At 61.2% G+C, this 19,342-nt stretch carries 20 protein-coding genes and 1 tRNA gene; 13 read left to right on the top strand and 8 right to left on the bottom strand.

The window, feature by feature from the left end; translation table 11 throughout:
• The first annotated feature begins 72 nt into the window (after positions 1 to 72).
• The 6 genes from dnaG (at position 73) to KUG85_RS15465 (ending at position 6,644) form a co-directional block, all read left to right on the top strand.
• Positions 73 to 2,010: a DNA primase gene (gene dnaG / locus KUG85_RS15490; protein WP_223005892.1), complete on the top strand. Its 1,938-nt coding sequence runs from the start codon at positions 73 to 75 to the stop codon at positions 2,008 to 2,010.
• 359 nt (positions 2,011 to 2,369) lie between these two features.
• Positions 2,370 to 4,367 carry an RNA polymerase sigma factor RpoD gene (gene rpoD / locus KUG85_RS15485; protein WP_223005890.1) on the top strand — a complete coding sequence of 666 codons (1,998 nt, stop codon included), beginning with the start codon at positions 2,370 to 2,372 and terminating at the stop codon, positions 4,365 to 4,367.
• 189 nt (positions 4,368 to 4,556) lie between these two features.
• Positions 4,557 to 4,850, top strand: a complete 294-nt coding sequence (locus KUG85_RS15480; protein WP_065814869.1) for a GYD domain-containing protein — start codon at positions 4,557 to 4,559, stop codon at positions 4,848 to 4,850.
• 172 nt (positions 4,851 to 5,022) lie between these two features.
• A complete protein-coding gene (locus tag KUG85_RS15475) occupies positions 5,023 to 5,442 on the top strand; it encodes a secondary thiamine-phosphate synthase enzyme YjbQ (protein WP_223005888.1) in 420 nt (139 codons plus the stop codon).
• Positions 5,443 to 5,523: 81 nt separating this feature from the next.
• Positions 5,524 to 5,817 (top strand): HlyU family transcriptional regulator, encoded by a 294-nt coding sequence (locus tag KUG85_RS15470; protein WP_065814871.1) that lies wholly within the window; start codon positions 5,524 to 5,526, stop codon positions 5,815 to 5,817.
• Between the two features lie 116 nt (positions 5,818 to 5,933).
• Positions 5,934 to 6,644 (top strand): DUF599 domain-containing protein, encoded by a 711-nt coding sequence (locus KUG85_RS15465; protein ID WP_255606443.1) that lies wholly within the window; start codon positions 5,934 to 5,936, stop codon positions 6,642 to 6,644.
• A gap of 4 nt (positions 6,645 to 6,648) precedes the next feature.
• On the opposite strand, the gene KUG85_RS15460 is transcribed toward KUG85_RS15465, so the two are convergent.
• Entirely contained in the window at positions 6,649 to 7,245 is a 597-nt protein-coding gene (locus KUG85_RS15460) for a TetR/AcrR family transcriptional regulator (RefSeq protein ID WP_223005886.1), read from the bottom strand.
• A 134-nt stretch (positions 7,246 to 7,379) separates the two neighbouring features.
• Here KUG85_RS15460 and KUG85_RS15455 point away from each other — a divergent pair, with 134 nt between their 5' ends.
• Entirely contained in the window at positions 7,380 to 7,805 is a 426-nt protein-coding gene (locus KUG85_RS15455) for a VOC family protein (RefSeq protein WP_223006354.1), read from the top strand.
• Between the two features lie 62 nt (positions 7,806 to 7,867).
• On the opposite strand, the gene KUG85_RS15450 is transcribed toward KUG85_RS15455, so the two are convergent.
• From KUG85_RS15450 to KUG85_RS15435, 4 genes are all read right to left on the bottom strand, one after another.
• Complete coding sequence (locus KUG85_RS15450; protein WP_065814874.1) at positions 7,868 to 8,302, bottom strand: FKBP-type peptidyl-prolyl cis-trans isomerase; 435 nt, start codon at positions 8,300 to 8,302, stop codon at positions 7,868 to 7,870.
• A gap of 273 nt (positions 8,303 to 8,575) precedes the next feature.
• On the bottom strand, positions 8,576 to 8,995 hold the full coding sequence (locus tag KUG85_RS15445; protein WP_065814875.1) for a VOC family protein: 420 nt from the start codon (positions 8,993 to 8,995) through the stop codon (positions 8,576 to 8,578).
• A gap of 99 nt (positions 8,996 to 9,094) precedes the next feature.
• On the bottom strand, positions 9,095 to 10,348 hold the full coding sequence (locus tag KUG85_RS15440) for an RNA polymerase sigma factor (RefSeq protein WP_223005885.1): 1,254 nt from the start codon (positions 10,346 to 10,348) through the stop codon (positions 9,095 to 9,097).
• Positions 10,345 to 10,731, bottom strand: a complete 387-nt coding sequence (locus KUG85_RS15435; protein ID WP_007007493.1) for a YciI family protein — start codon at positions 10,729 to 10,731, stop codon at positions 10,345 to 10,347. Before KUG85_RS15435 ends, KUG85_RS15440 begins: the two co-directional genes overlap by 4 nt.
• A gap of 174 nt (positions 10,732 to 10,905) precedes the next feature.
• On the opposite strand from KUG85_RS15435, the gene KUG85_RS15430 reads away from it, so the two are divergent.
• Positions 10,906 to 11,610 carry an orotate phosphoribosyltransferase gene (locus KUG85_RS15430; protein WP_007007494.1) on the top strand — a complete coding sequence of 235 codons (705 nt, stop codon included), beginning with the start codon at positions 10,906 to 10,908 and terminating at the stop codon, positions 11,608 to 11,610.
• 75 nt (positions 11,611 to 11,685) lie between these two features.
• On the opposite strand, the gene KUG85_RS15425 is transcribed toward KUG85_RS15430, so the two are convergent.
• Positions 11,686 to 12,555, bottom strand: a complete 870-nt coding sequence (locus tag KUG85_RS15425; protein WP_223005883.1) for a dihydrodipicolinate synthase family protein — start codon at positions 12,553 to 12,555, stop codon at positions 11,686 to 11,688.
• A gap of 175 nt (positions 12,556 to 12,730) precedes the next feature.
• The gene (locus tag KUG85_RS15420) at positions 12,731 to 14,731 is read right to left on the bottom strand and encodes an OmpA family protein (RefSeq protein ID WP_223005881.1); all 2,001 of its coding nucleotides are present in this window, start codon (positions 14,729 to 14,731) and stop codon (positions 12,731 to 12,733) included.
• 184 nt (positions 14,732 to 14,915) lie between these two features.
• Here KUG85_RS15420 and KUG85_RS15415 point away from each other — a divergent pair, with 184 nt between their 5' ends.
• From KUG85_RS15415 to KUG85_RS15405, 3 genes are all read left to right on the top strand, one after another.
• The gene (locus tag KUG85_RS15415) at positions 14,916 to 15,365 is read left to right on the top strand and encodes a YcgN family cysteine cluster protein (RefSeq protein ID WP_223005879.1); all 450 of its coding nucleotides are present in this window, start codon (positions 14,916 to 14,918) and stop codon (positions 15,363 to 15,365) included.
• Positions 15,366 to 15,417: 52 nt separating this feature from the next.
• Entirely contained in the window at positions 15,418 to 15,834 is a 417-nt protein-coding gene (locus tag KUG85_RS15410; RefSeq protein ID WP_223005877.1) for a ketosteroid isomerase-related protein, read from the top strand.
• A gap of 100 nt (positions 15,835 to 15,934) precedes the next feature.
• The gene (locus tag KUG85_RS15405) at positions 15,935 to 16,288 is read left to right on the top strand and encodes a hypothetical protein (protein ID WP_223005876.1); all 354 of its coding nucleotides are present in this window, start codon (positions 15,935 to 15,937) and stop codon (positions 16,286 to 16,288) included.
• Between the two features lie 98 nt (positions 16,289 to 16,386).
• Here KUG85_RS15405 and KUG85_RS15400 read toward each other — a convergent pair whose 3' ends face one another.
• Complete coding sequence (locus KUG85_RS15400; protein WP_223005875.1) at positions 16,387 to 17,115, bottom strand: SIMPL domain-containing protein; 729 nt, start codon at positions 17,113 to 17,115, stop codon at positions 16,387 to 16,389.
• Positions 17,116 to 17,225: 110 nt separating this feature from the next.
• Here KUG85_RS15400 and KUG85_RS15395 point away from each other — a divergent pair.
• Positions 17,226 to 17,302: transfer RNA gene (locus KUG85_RS15395), tRNA-Ile, on the top strand.
• Between the two features lie 1,134 nt (positions 17,303 to 18,436).
• Positions 18,437 to 19,342: prealbumin-like fold domain-containing protein (locus KUG85_RS15390; protein WP_223005874.1), on the top strand; the 906-nt coding region annotated here is incomplete at its 3' end.

Raw genomic sequence — 19,342 nt, 5'->3', positions numbered from 1 at the left:
CCGGGAAGAAGCGTCTTCAGGGGTCGCGGTGGCTGGCGATCATGCTTATATGATTGCGTAGGCAGGACCAAAATGCGTTTTCCAAATTCCTTTCTCGACGAACTCCGTGACCGCGTGCCGATATCGCAGGTGGTGGGGACGCGTGTGACGTTCGACCGCAAGAAGACGAATGCGTCGCGCGGCGATTACTGGGGCTGCTGCCCGTTTCATGGAGAGAACACGCCGAGCTTTCACTGCGAAGACAGGAAGGGCCGCTACCACTGTTTTGGCTGTGGCGTTTCGGGTGATCATTTTCGGTTTTTGTCCGAACTGGATGGCATCAGCTTCCCGGAGGCCGTGGAGCGGGTGGCCGACATGGCGGGCGTGCCCATGCCGCAGCGCGATCCGCAGGCAGAGCGCCGGGAGCAACAGCGCGCCTCGCTTTCGGACGTCATGGACATGGCGGCAGGTTTCTTCCAGAGCATGCTGCAGGCACAGCAGGGCGCGGAGGCACGGGCCTATCTGCGCGGACGCGGGCTTTCCAGTGCAACGCAGCAGGCCTTCCGGATCGGCTACGCGCCATCGAGCCGCAATGCACTCAAGGAGTTCCTGGCCGACAAGGGGGTGACGAAAGACCAGATCGAGGCCTGTGGTCTCGTGGTGTTCGGTCCGGATATTCCGGTTTCTTATGATCGCTTCCGCGACCGCATCATGTTTCCCATCGAGGATGCCCGGGGACGGGTGATCGCGTTCGGCGGGCGTGCCATGTCGAAGGATGTGCCCGCCAAATATCTCAACTCGCCCGACACCGAGCTCTTTCACAAGGGAACCGTTCTTTACAACCTCGCGCGGGCGCGCCGCTCGACCGCCAAGGGCGCGGCGGTGATCGCGGTGGAAGGCTATATGGACGTGATCGGGCTCGCGCAGGCCGGCTTCGAGAACGCCGTGGCGCCGCTCGGTACCGCCCTGACCGAGAACCAGCTCGATCTTTTGTGGCGCATGTCGGGGGAACCAGTTCTGTGTTTCGATGGGGATGAGGCGGGTCTGCGGGCTGCATGGCGTGCGGCAGACCTTGCGCTGCCGCTGGTCCAGCCGGGACGCAGCCTGCGGTTCGCCCTCCTGCCGCAGGGCAAAGACCCTGACGACCTGGTACGGGAGGAGGGTCCGGACGCCTTTGCCGCAGTTCTCTCAGGTGCGCGGCCGCTGGCCGACATGCTTTGGATGCGCGAAACTTCGGGCAAGGTGTTCGATACGCCCGAGCGGCGCGCCGAACTGGAGCGCAATCTGCAGGCGCTGACGGCGCGGATCGGCGACGAAAACCTGAAGCGCCACTACAGTCAGGACATGCGCGAGCGTGCGCGGGCCTTTTTCGGCGGCAATCAGTCTCAGCGCGGCGGACAGCGCGGTTTTCGCGATGGTGGCGGTGGGGGACGAAACCGCGGCTTTGGCGGGCGCCCCGGCGGGGCTTCGGGACGGCTGGCGGTCTCCGAGAGCCTTGCCCGGTCCGCATTGGTGCGCAGCTCGACGCCGACCATGCCGCTCCGGGAGGCCACGCTTCTGGTTTCGCTGGTGAACCACCCGGCTTTGATCGACGAGTATTTCGATGCGCTCGACCAGATGCTGCTGGCGAGCGCGGATCTCGGCCGGTTGCGCATGGCGATCCTCGATGCGGTGGCGCACAACCCAACGCATGATCGCGAGCTTCTTCTCGAAAAAATCGAGGCAGACGGGCTCCTTTCCGTCTGGAAGCAGGCGGAGGCGCGGGTGAAATCCGCCTATATGTGGCCGGCGCTTGAAAATGCGGCGCTGGATGACGCTCGGGAAGCCTTTGCGCAGACCCTCCACTTGCACCGGCGCGCAGGCTCTCTACATAAGGAGCTTAAAGCGGCTGAACTGGCGCTGGCCAACGACTGGAATGAAGAGGACGCCCGGCATCTGGTGGAGATCCAGGCAGAGCTGAGCAACCTGCAGGCAACCGAAGCGCTCATAGAAGGCTTCGGCATTCTATCGGGGCGTGCGAATCGATCTTGATGACCAAGTGGCATCGTGGCGTGTCCAAGACCCGCCAAAACATAAAAAAGCATCAGAATCGCTGTGTGATTCGCTTTTTTGACACGAATCACGGCGCTTCGGCTTGACCTTGCGGCGGAATGCAGGAATCAGGATCGATTCGAGAATATGCCGTGCTGCCGCGGAAAAGCGGGCAGCACGCAAGAGCAAGATACCGAAATTGGACGTGACAGGGAGTCCACCTAAGTATCAGGGTTAATCCGGCATTAACGCGGCCAGCGCTAGACCACGAATCAGGTTGCGAGATGCCGCGACGGACAGCCGTTGCAGCGGCGGCGACGGGGTGGCATGGACCCCCGCTCGGTTGGAGAAGGCAAAGCATGGCGACAAAAGAGAAGGAAGAGGTCGAAACCGAACGCGAGGGCTCAGACGGCCCCTTGCTCGACCTTTCCGACGACGCAGTCAAGAAGATGATCAAGGCCGCCAAGAAGCGCGGCTATGTGACGATGGACGAGCTCAACGCCGTCCTTCCTTCCGGCGAAGTCAGTTCCGAACAGATCGAAGACACAATGGCGATGCTCTCGGATATGGGCATCAATGTGGTCGAGGAAGACGAAGTTGCGGAAGACAACGATTCCAATGACAGCGAGGAAGGCGGCGAGCTGACCACGCAGTCGGGAACCGCGGTCGCGACCACGACGAAAAAAGAGCCGACGGATCGCACCGACGATCCCGTGCGCATGTATCTGCGCGAGATGGGCTCGGTGGAGCTTCTTTCGCGCGAGGGCGAAATCGCCATAGCAAAGCGCATCGAGGCCGGCCGCGAGACGATGATCGCTGGGCTCTGCGAAAGCCCGCTGACCTTCCAGGCGCTGATCATCTGGCGTGACGAACTGAACGAAGGCAAGATTCTCCTGCGCGAGATCATCGATCTCGAGGCGACCTATGCGGGGCCTGAGGCCAAGCAGGCGCCGGTCGTGCAGCGGCCCGACGAGGAGAACAAGCCGGCGGCCGAGGAAAAGCACAAGCGCACACGCGGCGACGATGTCACCGATGTCGGCGGCGAGGGGCAGCCCGAGGAAGAGGACGACGAAGAGGATGAGGCCAATCTGTCGCTGGCCGCGATGGAAGCCGAACTCAAGCCCGGCGTGATGGAAACGCTGGACTTCATCGCCGACACCTACAAGAAGCTGCGCAAGCTGCAGGATCAGAAGGTGGAATCGAGCCTGGCGGACGCCGACACCCTGTCGACCAGCCAGGAGCGCCGCTACAAGCAGTTGAAGGGCGAACTCATCACCTCGGTGAAGTCGCTTTCGCTTAACAATGCGCGTATCGAGACCCTGGTCGAGCAGCTCTACGACATCAACAAGCGCCTGGTGCAGAACGAAGGCCGCCTGCTGCGGCTTGCCGAGAGCTATGGTGTGAAGCGCGAGTCCTTCCTGAAGGAATATCAGGGCTCGGAGCTCGACACGAACTGGACCGAGCGCGTAGCAACGCTTTCCGGCAAGGGCTGGAAGGAGTTCTCGAAGAACGAGGCGAAGGCGATCGAGGATCTGCGTGCGGAGATCCAGAATCTTGCGCAGGAAACCGCGATTTCCATCGGCGAGTTCCGGCGCATCGTGAACCAGGTGCAGAAGGGCGAGCGCGAAGCCGCAATCGCCAAGAAAGAGATGGTCGAGGCCAATCTGCGCCTCGTGATCTCCATCGCCAAGAAGTACACGAACCGCGGCCTTCAATTCCTGGATCTGATCCAGGAGGGCAATATCGGCCTGATGAAGGCGGTGGACAAGTTCGAGTATCGGCGCGGCTACAAGTTCTCCACCTATGCGACGTGGTGGATCCGGCAGGCGATCACCCGTTCGATTGCCGACCAGGCGCGCACGATCCGCATTCCGGTCCACATGATCGAGACGATCAACAAGATCGTCCGCACCTCGCGCCAGATGCTGCACGAGATCGGCCGTGAGCCGACCCCGGAAGAGCTGGCCGAAAAGCTGGCCATGCCGCTCGAGAAGGTGCGCAAGGTGCTCAAGATCGCCAAGGAGCCGATCTCGCTTGAAACCCCGGTGGGTGACGAGGAAGATTCGCATCTCGGCGACTTCATCGAGGACAAGGGCGCGGTTCTGCCCATCGACGCGGCCATTCAGGCGAATCTGCGCGAGACGACGACGCGCGTTCTGGCCTCACTGACCCCGCGCGAAGAGCGCGTGCTGCGCATGCGCTTCGGCATCGGCATGAACACCGACCACACGCTGGAAGAAGTCGGCCAGCAGTTTTCGGTGACGCGTGAGCGTATTCGCCAGATCGAGGCCAAGGCGCTGCGCAAGCTCAAGCATCCGAGCCGCTCGCGCAAGCTGCGGTCGTTCCTCGACAGCTGATCGCCAGCACATTCTAAATGATGAAGCCGGGCCTCGTGCCCGGCTTTTTCCTGTCCGGATGGTTTTGATTTACCCCGAATTCCAGGCTTGCGGCCTGAAGAACAGCGGAGCAGACTTGGTGATGGCGGTGCGGGCGCTTTGACCGGCGCGGATGCCCCTTGCGGACTCCCTGCCGGAGGGAGGTGCGATATGACCACCTACGTCATTCTGCTCAACTGGACCGACCAGGGCATAAAGAGCGTGAAGGAATCGCCCAAGCGGCTTGAGGCCGCAAAGGCCGTGCTTTCACAGATGGGCGGAACCCTCAGAGCGTTCTATCTCACCATGGGCGCCCATGACATGGTCGCCGTCGCGGAGGCTCCAGACGACGCGGTTGCGGCGCGCTTTGCGCTCACCATCGGCATGGGTGGCAACGTTCGTACACAGGTGATGAAGGCGTTTCCGGAAGCGGCCTATATCGAGATCATCAGTTCGCTTGGCTAATGCATGTCGCTTTCAAATGAATTCATTTGAAAGACAACGAACATGCATCATTTGAAAGTGTTACAGCGTCCTTTGCGCGTCTTATAAGACGCGCGGCGCTGTAGGATCAGTTCTCAACCCAGCTTTCCCGGTTGAGCTTGACAGGTTTGCTCTCCGGGGGCACGACGGCATTATGCAACAGACGATCCTCTCCGTTTCGACTGCAGGGACGGGGCTCTATGAGTTCACCGACAGGGTCGACCGTTTCGTGAGGGAGGCGGGCGTCGATGCCGGTCTCCTGACGCTGTTCGTTCGGCATACATCCTGTTCGCTGATCATTCAGGAAAACGCCGATCCGGATGTGAAGCGGGATCTGCAGGCCTTTTTCAGCAGGCTCGTGCCGCCATCCACCGATGCGTCCATGTCGTGGGTGGTTCACCGCATTGAAGGGGCCGACGACATGCCGGCCCATATCAAGGCGGCTCTGACACAAACCTCCATCGGCATACCGGTCATGAACGGCCGGCTGACGCTGGGCACGTGGCAGGGAATTTATCTGTTCGAGCACCGGGTCCATCCACACAGGCGCGACGTGGTTCTTCACCTTGCCTGAACAAGCTGTGTTCTTCCTGTTTCGCCGGCGTGCGGGTGAGGGTAAAACGCGATAAGCTGCGACAACAACGGGAGTAAGCGCATGTCATTTCTAAAGCGCCTGTTTGGAGGTGGAGCGGGCACATCCGAGGCGGGTGAAGGCAAGCCCATGGGGGATGCGGTGGAGCACAAGGGATTCATGATCCAGCCGACGCCCTTCTCCGAGGGCGGGCAGTTTCAGACATGTGCGGTGATCTGGAAAGAGGTGGATGGCGTTCGCCGGGAGCACCGTCTGGTGCGTGCGGACCGCTTTCCAAGTGCTGATCTCGCCGCGGAACAGGCTATCCGCAAGGGCCGTCAGGTCATCGACGAACAGGGCGATCAGATTTTCGGCTGACCGGAAGTGGAACTCTCGAGCTCCGCCCCTCTCTCAAAGCGCTGGGTGACTGGACCATCGGCACCGGTTCGGTCAGACTTGCCGTTCGTGGTCAACAGGGCTCAAAGGCTTTCATATTGACACTCGCTGCATCGCTTTTTCCCATTTTCTGCTGGGGGTTCTACACCGTCTTTGCAAGCTGGCTGGAAAAGCGGCGGCCCTCGCTTTCTATCATCATGGGCGCGCAGCGCCATCGCTGGGTGCGCAATGCGGTGCGGCGCGAGACGCCGATGGATGCAATCCTTTCGGGCAATCTCATGGGGGCGGTCTCCTTCTTTGCTTCAACCACCGTGCTCATCATTCTGGCCTTGATCGCGGTGTTCGGCCAGATCAGCGCCGTGGTGGAAGCTGTCTCGGTCATGCAGCCTGGGCAGGACATTTCGAAAGCGGCCGTTGAGCGGCACCTGGTGCTGTTCCTCGTGATGTTCGTGATGGCGTTCCTGTCTTTCACGCTGTCGCTGCGGCAGTTCAACCATTTCTGCATCATGCTCGGGGCGGCGGACGAGGCGGATGAATGCGACCCTGAGGAAATCTACGTCATGGCCGCGCTCAACACGATTGCGGCGCGCAATTTTAACCAGGGCATCCGGGCCTATTACTTCTCACTGGGCATGATTGCCTGGTTCGTCTCCGGTTGGGCGGCCATTGGCGTCAGCGTTCTGCTCTTTGTCTCGATCCTCTACCGGGAGTTCTTTTCAGCGGCACGCGAACTCGTTGCCGGTCTCAAGGTCGAGGTTCCCAACCCGGCGCGGGATGCCGGGGGCAGGGCGGGCAAGGAGAAGAAATGAGCGCCTACGAGGCCGGAGCCAGCCCCTCGATCAGGCCGGTGAGGCCCGCCTGATAGTCAGCGGCGTCCGCACCGGCATCGATCGCCAGTGCCGCCCGGTCGAATGCCGCGCCCAGCAGGCCAGTTAATGCGTCGAGAGGCAGTCTGCGGATCTGCCCGGCCTCGATGGCCGCCTGTAGTCCCTCACGCAGGGTCCTGTTGCCGTGGCGGTTATCGATTTCATCCATTCCGCTTCTGCCAAGAACGGCAGGCCCATCAAGCAGCAGAAGGCGTGTCCGCCCGGGTTCGGCCATCGCCTTGAGATAGGCTTTCCCGCCTTCGATCAGGGAGGCGGTGGCTGACGGAGAGCCGACCGTGTTTCGCTCGATCTCCTCGGCCACAGCCCCTGCTTCGCGCTCGGCGACAGCGGCGAACAGGGCCTGCTTGTCGGCAAAGTGGTGGTAGAGCGCGCCCCGCGTGACGCCGGCTTCACGGACAATCTCCGGTGTTCCCGTTTCCGCGTAGGATTTTTCCACGAAAAGGCGTCGGGCGGCCTGAATGAGCCTGTCACGGGTTTCCTCACTGCGTTCGCGGTTGGTGCGGCGGGCGGATTCCTGTTGCATACATGCAGCCTGTATGTTAATTGATGATACATGCAGTCTGTATGTTTATAGCGGAGACTGGCGATTGCAAGCGTTTTACCAGTCGCAAGAAGCAGGACATGCAGTTGCGCGCAACGCCAACAGGAACCACGCGGATGAAAGTCACCAGCTATTACCCGGTCATCATGACAGGCAAAGTCGCCGAAACAGCAGCGTTTTACTGCGCGCATTTCGGCTTTCAGCCCGCCTTTGAGGCGGACTGGTATGTCCATCTCCAGTCGAGGAACGACCCCAGCGTCAATCTTGCCATTCTGGACGGAACGCACGCGACGGTGCCGGAAAGCGGACGGGGGCAGGTTTCAGGTCTGATCCTGAATTTTGAGGTAGAAGATGTGGATGCCGAATATGGTCGGCTGAAAGGGGCGGGGCTTCCGGTCCTGCTGGAACTGCGCGATGAGGCGTTCGGCCAGCGTCACTTCATCACCGCCGATCCAAACGGTGTGCTGATCGACGTCATCAAACCAATCCCGCCATCCGCGGAATTCGCCGAACAGTATTCGTCGGACGCGATCCCGCAGTAAGACCGCATGGCGAACCCGGGAGCCGCGGTGCCGACGCACCGGCGGCTTCCGTATTGTTCTATTCAGGCAGCGACGATCTCGACGACTTCGATGTCGAAGATGAGATCGTGTCCAGCCAGGGGATGATTGGCGTCGACGGTGATTTCATCATCACCCACGCCGACCACCGTGAGGGAAATCTGATTTCCGTCCTGGGTGGTAGCCTGAAGGTTGGAGCCGACCTGCACGTCGAGCTCCGGCGGCAGCGCCGAGCGGGGCACGACCTGCACCTGGTTTTCGTCACGTGCGCCATAGGCTTCCGCTGCGGGAATGTTCAGGGTACCGCTCTCGCCCTGCTTCATGCCCTGAATCTGCCGGTCGAGACCGGGAATGATCTGGCCGCTGCCGACCTTGAACTCGAGCGGTTCGCGTCCGGCCGAGGAATCAAACTGCGTGCCGTCGGCCAGCTTGCCCGTGTAATGAATGCGCACGACATCGCCGCTTTTGACCTGGCTCATGTCTGTCTCTCAATCGCTTTTGTGTGAGAAGATGTTGACGCGGCATAGCGCTCTGCGTCGGCGAAGAGGGATGGGGCAACGCCTCTCGATCCCTTGCCGACACAGACTAGTGTGCGGGAGGTGTTCCTGTAAAGCGATCGGGGCAAAACGGCCGGGGATGTTTTGGTCCCCGGCCGCCCATCGCGGCGCGGAAAGGCCCCGGGGCTTGGGGAGCACCTGGGAAAGGGCCATGCGCCGCGAGAGAAGGTGAGCCAGCGTTCCCGGGACGCGGGGTTATTTCCCGACGATGGCCCAGGTCACGCCGAACGGGTCGCGGAGCTGGCCGTAGCGATCTCCCCAGAACATGCGTTCCAGAGGCATGACGACTTCCATGCCGGCACCGACTGCACGCGCCCACCAGCCGTCGACATCTTCGACTGCGAGGGTCAGCGTGTATCCGGCATGGTCGCGCAATTCCTGTCCATATTCCGGATAGGCGTCGCTCAGCATGAGCGAACCGCCGTGAATATAGAGATGAATGTGCATGGTGCGGCCGTTCTCGTCTTCCGGCTGGCGGAAGACTTCTTCGGCAGCGAAGGCCTGCCTGTAGAATTCGGCGGCCTTGGAGGCGCCATCAACCATAAGATAGGGGACGACGCCGCCGAGTGTCTTCGGCATTTCCTGTTCATCTGCAACGACATGTGTTTCGGACATGATTTTCTCCTGATGGCAAGGCCCGGATATCGGGACTTGTCATCAGGACGAATGGCGACCGGCGGACCCGACAATCTGTCTGAATTTTTTCAGCGGTGTTCAGATGGCCCGGGTTTTCACGGCCAGCCGGTCGAGGTGCTGGCGGATGTGCGCGGCTTCGGCCGGCGTGCGGGCGAGTGCGATGGCACGGTCGAACGCTTCGCGCGCTTCTTCCGTGCGCCCGATCTCGCTCAGATAGGCGCCGCGCACGCCGTGGAAATAGAAATAGCCTGACAGGCGCTCGGCCAGAGGGGCGATCAGCTGCAACGCGGCCTCAGGCCCCCGGATTTTCGATATGGCAACGGAACGGTTGAGCGTGATGACGGGTGAGGGTGTCTGGCTTTCGAGCATCTGGTAGAGAAGATCTATCTCCTCCCAGTCGGTTTCCTCAGGCGTGCGGGCGCGCGCGTGAAGTGCCGCAATCGCCGCCTGCACCTGATAGGGCCCCGGCCGTCCGTGGCGCAGAGCCTTGTCCACCAGGGCCAGACCCTCCTCAATGCCGGTGCGATTCCAGAGCGTGCGGTCCTGGTCGTCGAGCAGAACGGCATTGCCATCGGCATCCGTGCGGGCGGCGCTGCGGGCGTGCTGGAGAAGCATCAGGGCGAGGAGCCCCATGATCTCGGGCTCGGAGGGGAAGAGCCGCAACAGCAGGCGGGCAAGCCGGATCGCTTCATCGCATAGCGAGGCGCGCACGACGTCCGCGCCGCTGGTCGCCGAATAACCTTCGTTAAAGACCAGGTAGATCATCGCGGCGACCGAACCGAGCCGCTTAGAGCGCTCGACGGCGTCGGGTGCCGCAAAGGGAACATTGGCCTCGGCGACCCGGCGTTTGGCGCGGGTGATGCGCTGTTCCATCGCCTTTTCGCCAACCAGAAAGGCGCTCGCAATCTCTCGCACGCTCAGACCTGAGACGATGCGCAATGCAAGCGCCACCTGCTGGGTCGCGGGCAGGTCGGGATGGCAGCACACAAACATCAGCCGCAGGATGTCGTCCCGGTAATGCGCATCGTCCAGCCGCTCGGCCATATCGGCCTCGGCATCCTCGAGATCCGATATCCTGTCTTCGGGCGGCAATGCGGTGTTGCGGCTGTCGCGCCGCACACCGTCGAGTGCCGCATTGCGGCCGACGAAAATCAGCCAGGCTGTCGGGTCGCGCGGCGGACCCTTGACCGGCCAGTTCTTCAGGGCCCGGAGACACGCCTCCTGGAAAGCCTCTTCGGCCCGGTCGAGGTCGCGGAAATAGCGCAGGAGCGCGCCCATTGCCTGCGGGCGCGCGCTGGTCAGTGCATTCTCGATCCAGGCCAGTTCGGTCATTTGGCGGACGGTTCCCTTTCAGGCAGGTTGCCTTTCTCAAAAATCTGTACCGGACGGATCTCGAAGGTCACGCTCTCGCCTTCCTTCATGCGTTTGGCGAAATCGACAACCTCTTCCAGGTTCTCGCAATCGACGACGTAGAAGCCGAGTAACTGTTCCTTGGTCTCTGCGAAGGGGCCATCGAGCACCAGGTGCTCGTTGCCGGAAGCGCGGAGCGTCGTTGCCGCTGAGGTGGGCATCAACCGGATTGCCGGCCCCATACGGTCCGTATCGACAAGCTCCTTCTGAACCCGCCGACGCTTGGCAAGCACTGCATCGTCCTCTTCCTGGGACCAGGACATGACGACGTCTTCATTGTGATAGCAGAGAATTGCGTAGAGCATTCCGGTTCCTTTCTCGATTGGAAGACGGCGAACCTTGCCGCATTCCGACACGATGCGTCGAGAAAATTGTGGGACGGATGGTGCAAAGCCATCCACCGGAATATTGTCGGAAAAACTTCCGCCCGGCGTTCAATCCTGATAGCTGAAAGCCGCGTCACCAAACGAGAGCCAGCCATGTTCGCCAACACATTCCCCGACCGCGCCCTGATTGCCGAGACCGTGGCCAAGATGCTGATCGAGATCAAGGCGGTTCATTTCCGGGCCGATGAGCCCTACACCTTCACATCGGGGCTCAAGAGCCCGGTCTATATCGATTGCCGGAAACTCATTTCCTACCCGCGTATTCGCTCGGCAATCATGGATTTCGCGGCCTCAGTCGTCTTGCGCGATGCCGGCTTCGAGAAGTTCGATGCGGTGGCCGGTGGCGAGACGGCGGGTATCCCGTTTGCCGCCTGGCTCTCCGACAAGCTCGGCCTGCCCATGCTCTATGTGCGCAAAAAGCCCAAGGGTTTTGGCCGGGATGCGCAGATCGAAGGCAATCTGAACGAGGGTGCGCGGCTGCTCCTGGTGGAGGATCTGACCACGGATGGCGGCAGCAAGCTGAAATTCGCCGAGGCGGTGCGCAAGGCGGGCGCTGAAGTGACCGACACATTTGCCGTGTTCTACTACGGGATTTTTCCGGATACGCCCAAGCGGCTGGAGGATGCGGGCATGCGGCTTCACTATCTCACCACCTGGTGGGACGTGCTGCAGGTTGCGCGCACGGAGAAACTGTTCGACGAGAAGACGCTCGATGAGGTGGAGAAGTTCCTGAACCAGCCGCTCGAATGGTCTGCGGCCAATGGCGGCATCTCGGAACTGGGTGAGAAGGCGGGCTGACGCGCAGCCATTCGCTTCGCACGGTGCCAGTAAAAAGACGGCAGTTCCGCAATGCGGAGCTGCCGTTTCGCTGTTTTAGAGAGGGATTTCGTCCAGGGCCGCTTTCTGCGCGTCGGTAAGCGGCATATGCGGCGGGAGCGGCAGAGCGAAGCCGGTATCATCGTGCAGCCTAGCCGTCAGGTATTTTACGGCGGGAATGAGCGGCTGCGCGGAAATCGCGGTGCGGGCGCTCGACGCGGCTTCAAGCGCGTCGTCGTTGGTGGGCTCGGCCCATAATTTGGCGACGAGCGGCGCGGTCACGCTGGCGGTGGCCGAGATGCAGCCGGCATAGCCTTCCGCTTCTGCCCTGGAAAGTGCGGCCTCGTTGCTTGGGAAGACATCGAAACTGTCGATCCTGGCGAGTTCCGATGCGTAGTCGAGATCGCCCGAGCTATCCTTGGCTCCGGCAATCCGGTCGGGAAAGGCCTCTTTCAGACGCCGGGCGAGAGCCGGCGAGAACGTGAGGCCTGTCATCTGCGGGAAATTGTAGAGATAGATGGGAATGGCGCTGCCGGATGTGGCTGCGACAAGGCGCTTGAACCAGGCGAACAGGCCATCGTCGCTGACGCCCTTGTAGTAGTAGGGTGGCAGAACGAGCGCGGCGGCAAAACCCAAATCGTGCGCACGGCGGGTGAGCGCTATGGTCGTCTCCAGATCGGGGGTTCCCGTGCCCACCATCAACCGGGCGCGATCAAGAGTACTGGCGGCGGCTTCCATGAGCGCTATGCGTTGACCGGCTGAGAACGAATTGGCTTCGCCTGTGGTGCCAAGGACATTCAAGGCGTGGCATCCATTGTCGAGGGCCCATTCCGCATGGCGCAGGAATCGTGCCGTGTCGGGCTCGCCGTTTTCTGTCACGGGGGTGGGAACGGCGGCGATAACGCCGCCCAGGCGCTTCGAGGTCACGGGAGAACTCCTTTGAACATATCTGTCGATCTCTAAAGCATTCCTGTTCTGGCTGGAAACTCCAGAAGCGATTGTACGCAATGCCAGAACGAAAACCCGGCCGGAGGAGGGAACGTCCGGCCGGGCTCCTTTCGCCTGCCCTTTCTCAAGGCACCAGGCGCAAAGCGCTCACGGGTTAGTTGGCACTGGCGACGGGGGCGACAAGCGGGGTGATCCGCCGCAGGGCCACGCGCCGGTTTTCGCGCTCGCGCTCCTGGGTATCGATCTTCAGATAGCGTTCTCCATAGCCCTGCGTCACAAGGTTTTCAGGCGGGATGCCAAACACATCCGTCAGAGCGCGGGCAACGGATTCGGCCCTGCGATCTGACAGCGCCAGATTGGCCAGGTCCGAACCGACCGCATCCGTGTGGCCTTCGATCAGGAAGGTTTCGGCCGGGTTCTCGTCGAGCATGCGCTCGATCGCCGTGGCGATTGCCTCGAGTTCGTCTATCTCGCTTTCTTCGATATCGGCCGATCCGAAAGCGAATTCGATCGTGTCGAGATCGACACGGCGCACCATGTCGCGCACGCGGGCCGAACGCTTCACCTCTTCAAGCGAGTACATGCGCCGAACCCGTTCGACTGGCGGCTTCTCCAGGAAGGTGTAATAGCGGTCGGGATCCTCAACCTGCTCGGCCTCAAGAATGTAGTCGCTGACCGGGATCGTCAGCCGGAGCGGGGGCAGGTCGCGGGCCGGGTCGCGCCAGCGGTCGACCGTGTCCAGCCGCTCGTCCGGCACGAAAACGAGAACCTGCTCACGCCCGTCCGGCGCGATGCGCACACGGCGGATGACATCGCCATAGCGGTTGCGGACGGTGATCAGGCGGACGCCATTGGGTCGTGTGACAACCTCGCGCACGCGACCGCGCGGCAGCTCTTCGTAGAAAACCTCGTCATCGTCACGGATGAGACGGTCGCTGTCCTGGCTTTCAACGAACACCTGATTGTTGATCTGGATGATGGTGCGGTTGTCGTTGAATTCACGCACCACCTCGGCATCCTCGCGCCGCTGGCGAAGTTCACGCTGGCGCTCGCTGCGTTCCTCCCGGGTGGCGCCCATCTCGATGCGCTGACCCTGCTCTTCAAGGATATTGCGGATCTCGGTGCGAAGCGTTTCCGGGTCGACAGCATCTGCCTGTGCCTCGGCATCGCTTTCGGGCGGAGGTGCCCTGCGTGCTTCTGCAGAAGCTTCGGCGCCGTCTGCCTCAGGTGCTTCGGTTTCGGAGCGGGGCTGTGCTTCGCCACCTGCTTCCGGCTCCTTTGCACTGTCGAGAACCGGAGCAGCGTTTTCAGGCAGAGGCTCGGAGCCCTGCTGTTCAGGCCGGGCACCTGCCTCCGGTTCTTCCCGCGCATCCTGCGGCTCCTCCGTATCGGTTGCCGGCCTTTCTTCATCAACCGGTTCCGTGGTTTCGGGTGCCTGCGGGACAGCTTCGCCCTCTGCCTCGGGCTGCTCGCCGGCGGTCGGAGCGGCCTTCTCCGTCTCTGTGACAGGCGGCTCGGCAGTGGGCGCCGGTTCTTCAGCGGCTTCATCTTCAGGAGGCGAAGGTGCGGGTTCTTCCGATGCTTCCGTTTCGGCTGGGGCTTCTTTCGGTGCCGCTTCGGGTTCGGATTCGACACGCTCATCCTCAGCAGGAGCATCCTTCGCTGGGGGCGCTTCTTCCTCGGCCTCTGGTTTAACCGGGGTGGGAGCCTGCTCTTCCGGTGCTTCGGCTTCGGCAGGGACTTCCTCTGGCGCAGCCTCGCTCTCCGGCTCGGTCGGCTCTTCCATCGCTGGAGCGCTTTCCGTGTCTTCAGGTGTTTCGACCGGGGGCTCCGCGGGCGCTTCCTCCCCGGCGGCAGGCTGGCCGGGTTCCGGTTCGGGCGCCGGCGGGGCGGCTTCTGCCTCCGGTGCTTCCTCCGGCTCGGCTGCCGGGGCGGCTTCTTCTTCAGCCGGCGCCTCTTCTTCCTGAGCTTCGCCGCCGCGCTTCTTCAAGAGCGCGCGCCAGGCCTCTTCCGTCATGCCTTCGGGCTTTTCGGCCTGTGCAAGCACCATGCCGGCAGAACGCTCGGCTGCAAGGCTCCGCTGCATCGCCAACGGCGTGGCGGCAATTAGCAGGCCAAGGGCGGTTGTCGTCATGATCCGCTTTCGCGTCGACATAGATTTTCTCCTGTGTGCAGGCGTCCCATCGCCGGCTTAACCGCTTCGATGACGTTCGGTTCCCTTTTCCGCGCGATTGATACCGGAGCGTGTGAAACCATGGCGTGATGGTGGCGGGCGCGCGGCGGAAATGCGGCCTGAAACGGCGCTTGACGCGCGATGCGTGGCGGTCCAAAGCTCGATCATGACGACAAAAGAATTCTGGAAGACCAAGACGCTCGCGGAATTGACCGACCGGGAGTGGGAGGCTCTATGTGACGGCTGCGGCAAATGCTGTCTCGCCAAGCTCGAGGATGAGGAGACCGGCGAGATTTACTGGACGAGTGTGGGATGCCGCCTTTTCGATGGCAGCACATGCCGGTGCAGCGACTATCAGAACAGGCTGAAGCGCGTTCCGGACTGCGTGCGGCTCACACCCGACAATGTGGGAACCATTCCCTGGCTGCCCAGCACGTGCGGCTATCGCCTGGTGGCGGAGGGGAAGGAATTGCCGTGGTGGCATCCACTTGTTTCCGGCGATCCCAACACGGTGCACCAGGCCGGCATCTCCATGCGTGGTCGCGTGAAGGCGAGCGAGGACGAACTGGCCGAGGTGGAGGATTATTTCGCCTTCATCCTGGATGAGGAACCATAGACGGGATGCGGGATTGTCTTCCGGAACGAGCGATGAACGAGGAGCGACGAGCATGTCCAGAGAAGAGGCGTCCGGCCTGGTGCAATCCTATCTGGATGCATTGAACGCCAGTGATCACGATGCAGCGCTGGCGCTTGTCAGCGAGGATGTCGCGCATGATCCCTTTGACGGGGAGCGGGAGATTGGCCGCGAGAAACTGCGCTGGCGTCTTGGGCTTGCGGCGCGACATTTCGATGAACGCCTTGCCGACATTGCTGTCATGAGCGCGCCGGGCGGTGTGCGTGTGGCAGCGGAATTCACCGTCCGCGGCACCTATCGGGCAAGGGCGGACGGTCTGCCGGAAGCTACGGGACAGACCTATGCGCTGCCGGGTGGCATGTTCTTCGAAATCGATGGCGGCGAAATCACGCGCATCACCGAGCAGCGCAACAGGACGCAATGGCTTGCCGCTTTGTCGGCGGGTCGCTGAACACGGTATGAACGGCACATTCGCGAACCGTTCAGGCGCGGTTTGACATCGTGATCTCCATGAAGGGGCGTGAGGGTCCCGAACCAGCAAGGAGAGCACCATGTTTCAGAAACTGAAGATCGCCACTCTTTCCGCAATGATCGGGCTGGGCACTCTGGCGGCAGCGCCCGCCACGGCTCTGGCGGACAGTCTCTATTTCGGCTTTGGTATTGGCGGTCCGTCGGGCGGTTATGTCTATGGCAATAGCGGACGTAGCCATCGGGCCGAACGTCCTCGCCGCCATTATCGTGCCTGCTCGCCGCGTCAGGCGGTTCGCAAGGCGGAGCGCATGGGGTTGCGCCGTGCCCGCGTCGTGAGGGCCAACCGCAACATCATCCGCGTGGCCGGACGCACCCACTGGGGACGTCAGCACGTGGTGTTTGCCCGTGCGCCGCGCTGCCCGGTGATTCGCTGATCGGATCGGTTCCGCATTTCCTGGAATTCTCCATCCAGACACATAAAAGCCGCCGGCATTCGCCGGCGGCTAAAATGTTCCCCGGCGTGATGCCCGGCTTATCTGTCGAGCTCGAAGGTTACGTTGACCTGCACCTGATAGGTGTTTTCGCCGGCTTCTACTGGAACTGCATCTGCGGAAGCCTGCATCCGGATGGCCTTGCCGGCATAGGGCATCGGCGGACGTTGCTGCATCTGCTCGGAAATCTCGACAATGTTGCCCAGTTCAACGCCAGCGGCCTCAGCGAGTGTCTTCGCCTTGTCCAGCGCGTCTCTTACGGCGCGCCTGCGGGCTTCGGTGATGGTGGCGGACGGATCGTCGTTGGTAAAGCTCAGGCCACCGCCCTGATTCACACCCAGGGTGACCGACCGATCAAGGATGGCGCCGACTTTGTCGAGGTCGCGGATGCGTACGGTCAGCGTGTTGCCGACCTCGTACCCGACGATGCGTGGCGTCTTCTCGTCATTCTTGTCGTTCGGATAGACATAGCGCGGGTTGATGGACAGGCCGCCCGTCTGCAGGTCGCGCGCCTCGATGCCGTCTTCCTTCATCGCATCGATCACGGAGGTCATCGCTTCATTGTTCGCGTCGAGCGCGGCGCGCGCCGTTTCGGCTTCGCGCACCACGGCGATGGTCAGGATCGCCATATCGGGACTGATGGCGGCTTCTCCCTCTCCGGTCACGATGATTCGCATGTCTTTGTCATCGGCGTGAGCCGGGGCTGCGGCAAACAGCGAAGCAGCAAGCACGGGAGCAGCGAATGCGGCGGGGAAGATGGATTTGGTCATGGAAATCTCCTTTTGCGATGTCCCGAAAGGGCACCTAGCGATGGATTGTGTATCGATTGCGGCAAGATGGCTTGTGCGACGGCGAAAAAGCAATTAATCCATCGCGCACCGGGCCTGTAGCTCAATTGGTTAGAGCCGGCGGCTCATAACCGCTTGGTTGGGGGTTCGAGTCCCTCCGGGCCCACCATCGACCACATTTGTGGCCGTGCTGGCGTTCTTCCGGTTCTCTCGAAGATTCATCTCTTAAAATTTGATACTGATATTTTTTTCCGGTTTTTTTATCATAACCGGTTAATTTACTATTAATTTTCATATTTCCTAAGATTTGGTGCCTTCGGTGGAGAGAATATTACTAAGATTTATATTTTTTCTCTTAGTTTGTCTTTTTTCGGATTCTGCCTTCTCTCAAATAGGCATCGGTTTCCGGGGGGACGGTAACTATGTAGGCACCATCGGATCTAACAAGGGGTCGGTTGAGGCTTACAAATGCCCTGCAGGTACGATCCTTCGCGGGCTCCACCACGTCGATGCCTCCATGAGTTCCCCGGGTGTGCAGTCCAGGGGCATGACAGCACAGGTCGGGCTCTACTGTGCGTCGATATCTGTGCTCCCCAACGGGACCGTGGCGACGACTCAGACGACTGCAAACGGCACCCCCGCTGTGCTCGGGCATGGGTATCCATATAAGGGCACGACCCAAGATGGCTACTGCCCGTCCGGCCAGATCATACAGCGGCTTGGCGGCTATGATCGCAGAACGGCTCCGCGGGCATTCTGGGCTTCAAGCCTGCGGATGGCGTGCCGACCATTACAATTAGGAGCGTCGGACTGGGTTTCGGTCGACACGACCGCAACTGCGGAGGAGAAGACTGTCGGCGTGAATGAAGGGAACGCTAGGCACTTTTTTCGTGGCTGGTTTTGCACAAACACTACCAATCGTGCCGCTTCTGGCATTCACAGGCAGGCTGGCGGGCGGGGTTACGATGGCATCAACGTCTATTGCGGGCAGTTGGAACAATCCCGACACTCGGCTCTTCTGACATTTTCCGATTTCGCCTGGGATCAGACTGTCGGTGGGCCCGGCTGGCTGATTAACCTCACGAAGGATGATGTCCTTCTGGATAACGGAAATGGACAGACGGGTGAGAACGCCGATCCATACACATCCGCCACAGGAAACGATCCGACAGAGTATAGTGCAAGCAGCGAATTGTACGTTCTGCCGGGTGACGGTTACGGAGCGACAATCTCACAGAGACCCACTGGTGTTCTGGAGAATTCCTTCGCACAAATAGGTAGTTGTGTAGACAAAATTACGCATGTGGATCAGGAAGACCGTAGCTGTTCTCTCACGATTGCCGGTCGCCCCGACCTTTCGATTGCCATCTCCACGCCGACGGGCGTCTACAATGCACCCGGCGATACGATGAACATGACGGTGAGTGCCACCAATCTGGGCCCCGGTACCGTCGAAGCCTCGGATGGGTTTGCCATCAATATTGCCGTGCCGACAGGATGGACGGCCAGCCCGGTTGCGGGATGTACGGTTTCCGGGCAGATGGTGTCCTGCGCGGTGAATACGCCGCTGGCACCCGCGGCCGTCCCCGGAGGGGCAGGTGGCGGCATCACCTTCACCATCCCGCTTGTGGCCAATTCCGATGCCGTCTCGGGAAGCCATCCCATCATCGCCTCGCTTGATCGGTCTGTCCCTGACGGAGACGGCGATCCGACAAACGATGATTTCGAAACGGCCAACGATCAGGCACAGGGCACGGTCGAGTTTGTCAAACTGCCCAGATTGACTGTCCGCAAGACGACTTTTGACGACTTGGGCAGCTTTACTTTCACTGGCAACAATGGCTGGCAAAGCCAGACGATCACGACCGTGTCAGAAGGCGTTGCGGAGCGCGGCGATACGCAGATCCTGTCAGAAGTCGGCGTCGAAACGGTCATTTCCGAGACCCTACCGCCCAACTGGGTTCTCGATGACGTTATCTGCCTCGGGATGGGATCCGGGGGAACGGTCTCCTTCGACGATAATTCCTTTACGCTCTCATCCGAGGCGGTGGCTGTCGACAGCGAGATTGACTGCACGGTGGTCAATCAAAAGGTGTTGCTTAGCACGTCCAAGGTATCGGATGTGGGCGATGGAGTGGGCGTTCAGGCGGGCGATACGATTACCTACACGCTGACAACCATGGTGACAGGCGGGACGACAACGCAGGAT

Source organism: Nitratireductor rhodophyticola (assembly GCF_019891355.1).
Classification (GTDB): Bacteria; Pseudomonadota; Alphaproteobacteria; order Rhizobiales; family Rhizobiaceae; genus Nitratireductor; species Nitratireductor rhodophyticola.
This window is presented reverse-complemented; position numbering and strand designations above follow the sequence as displayed.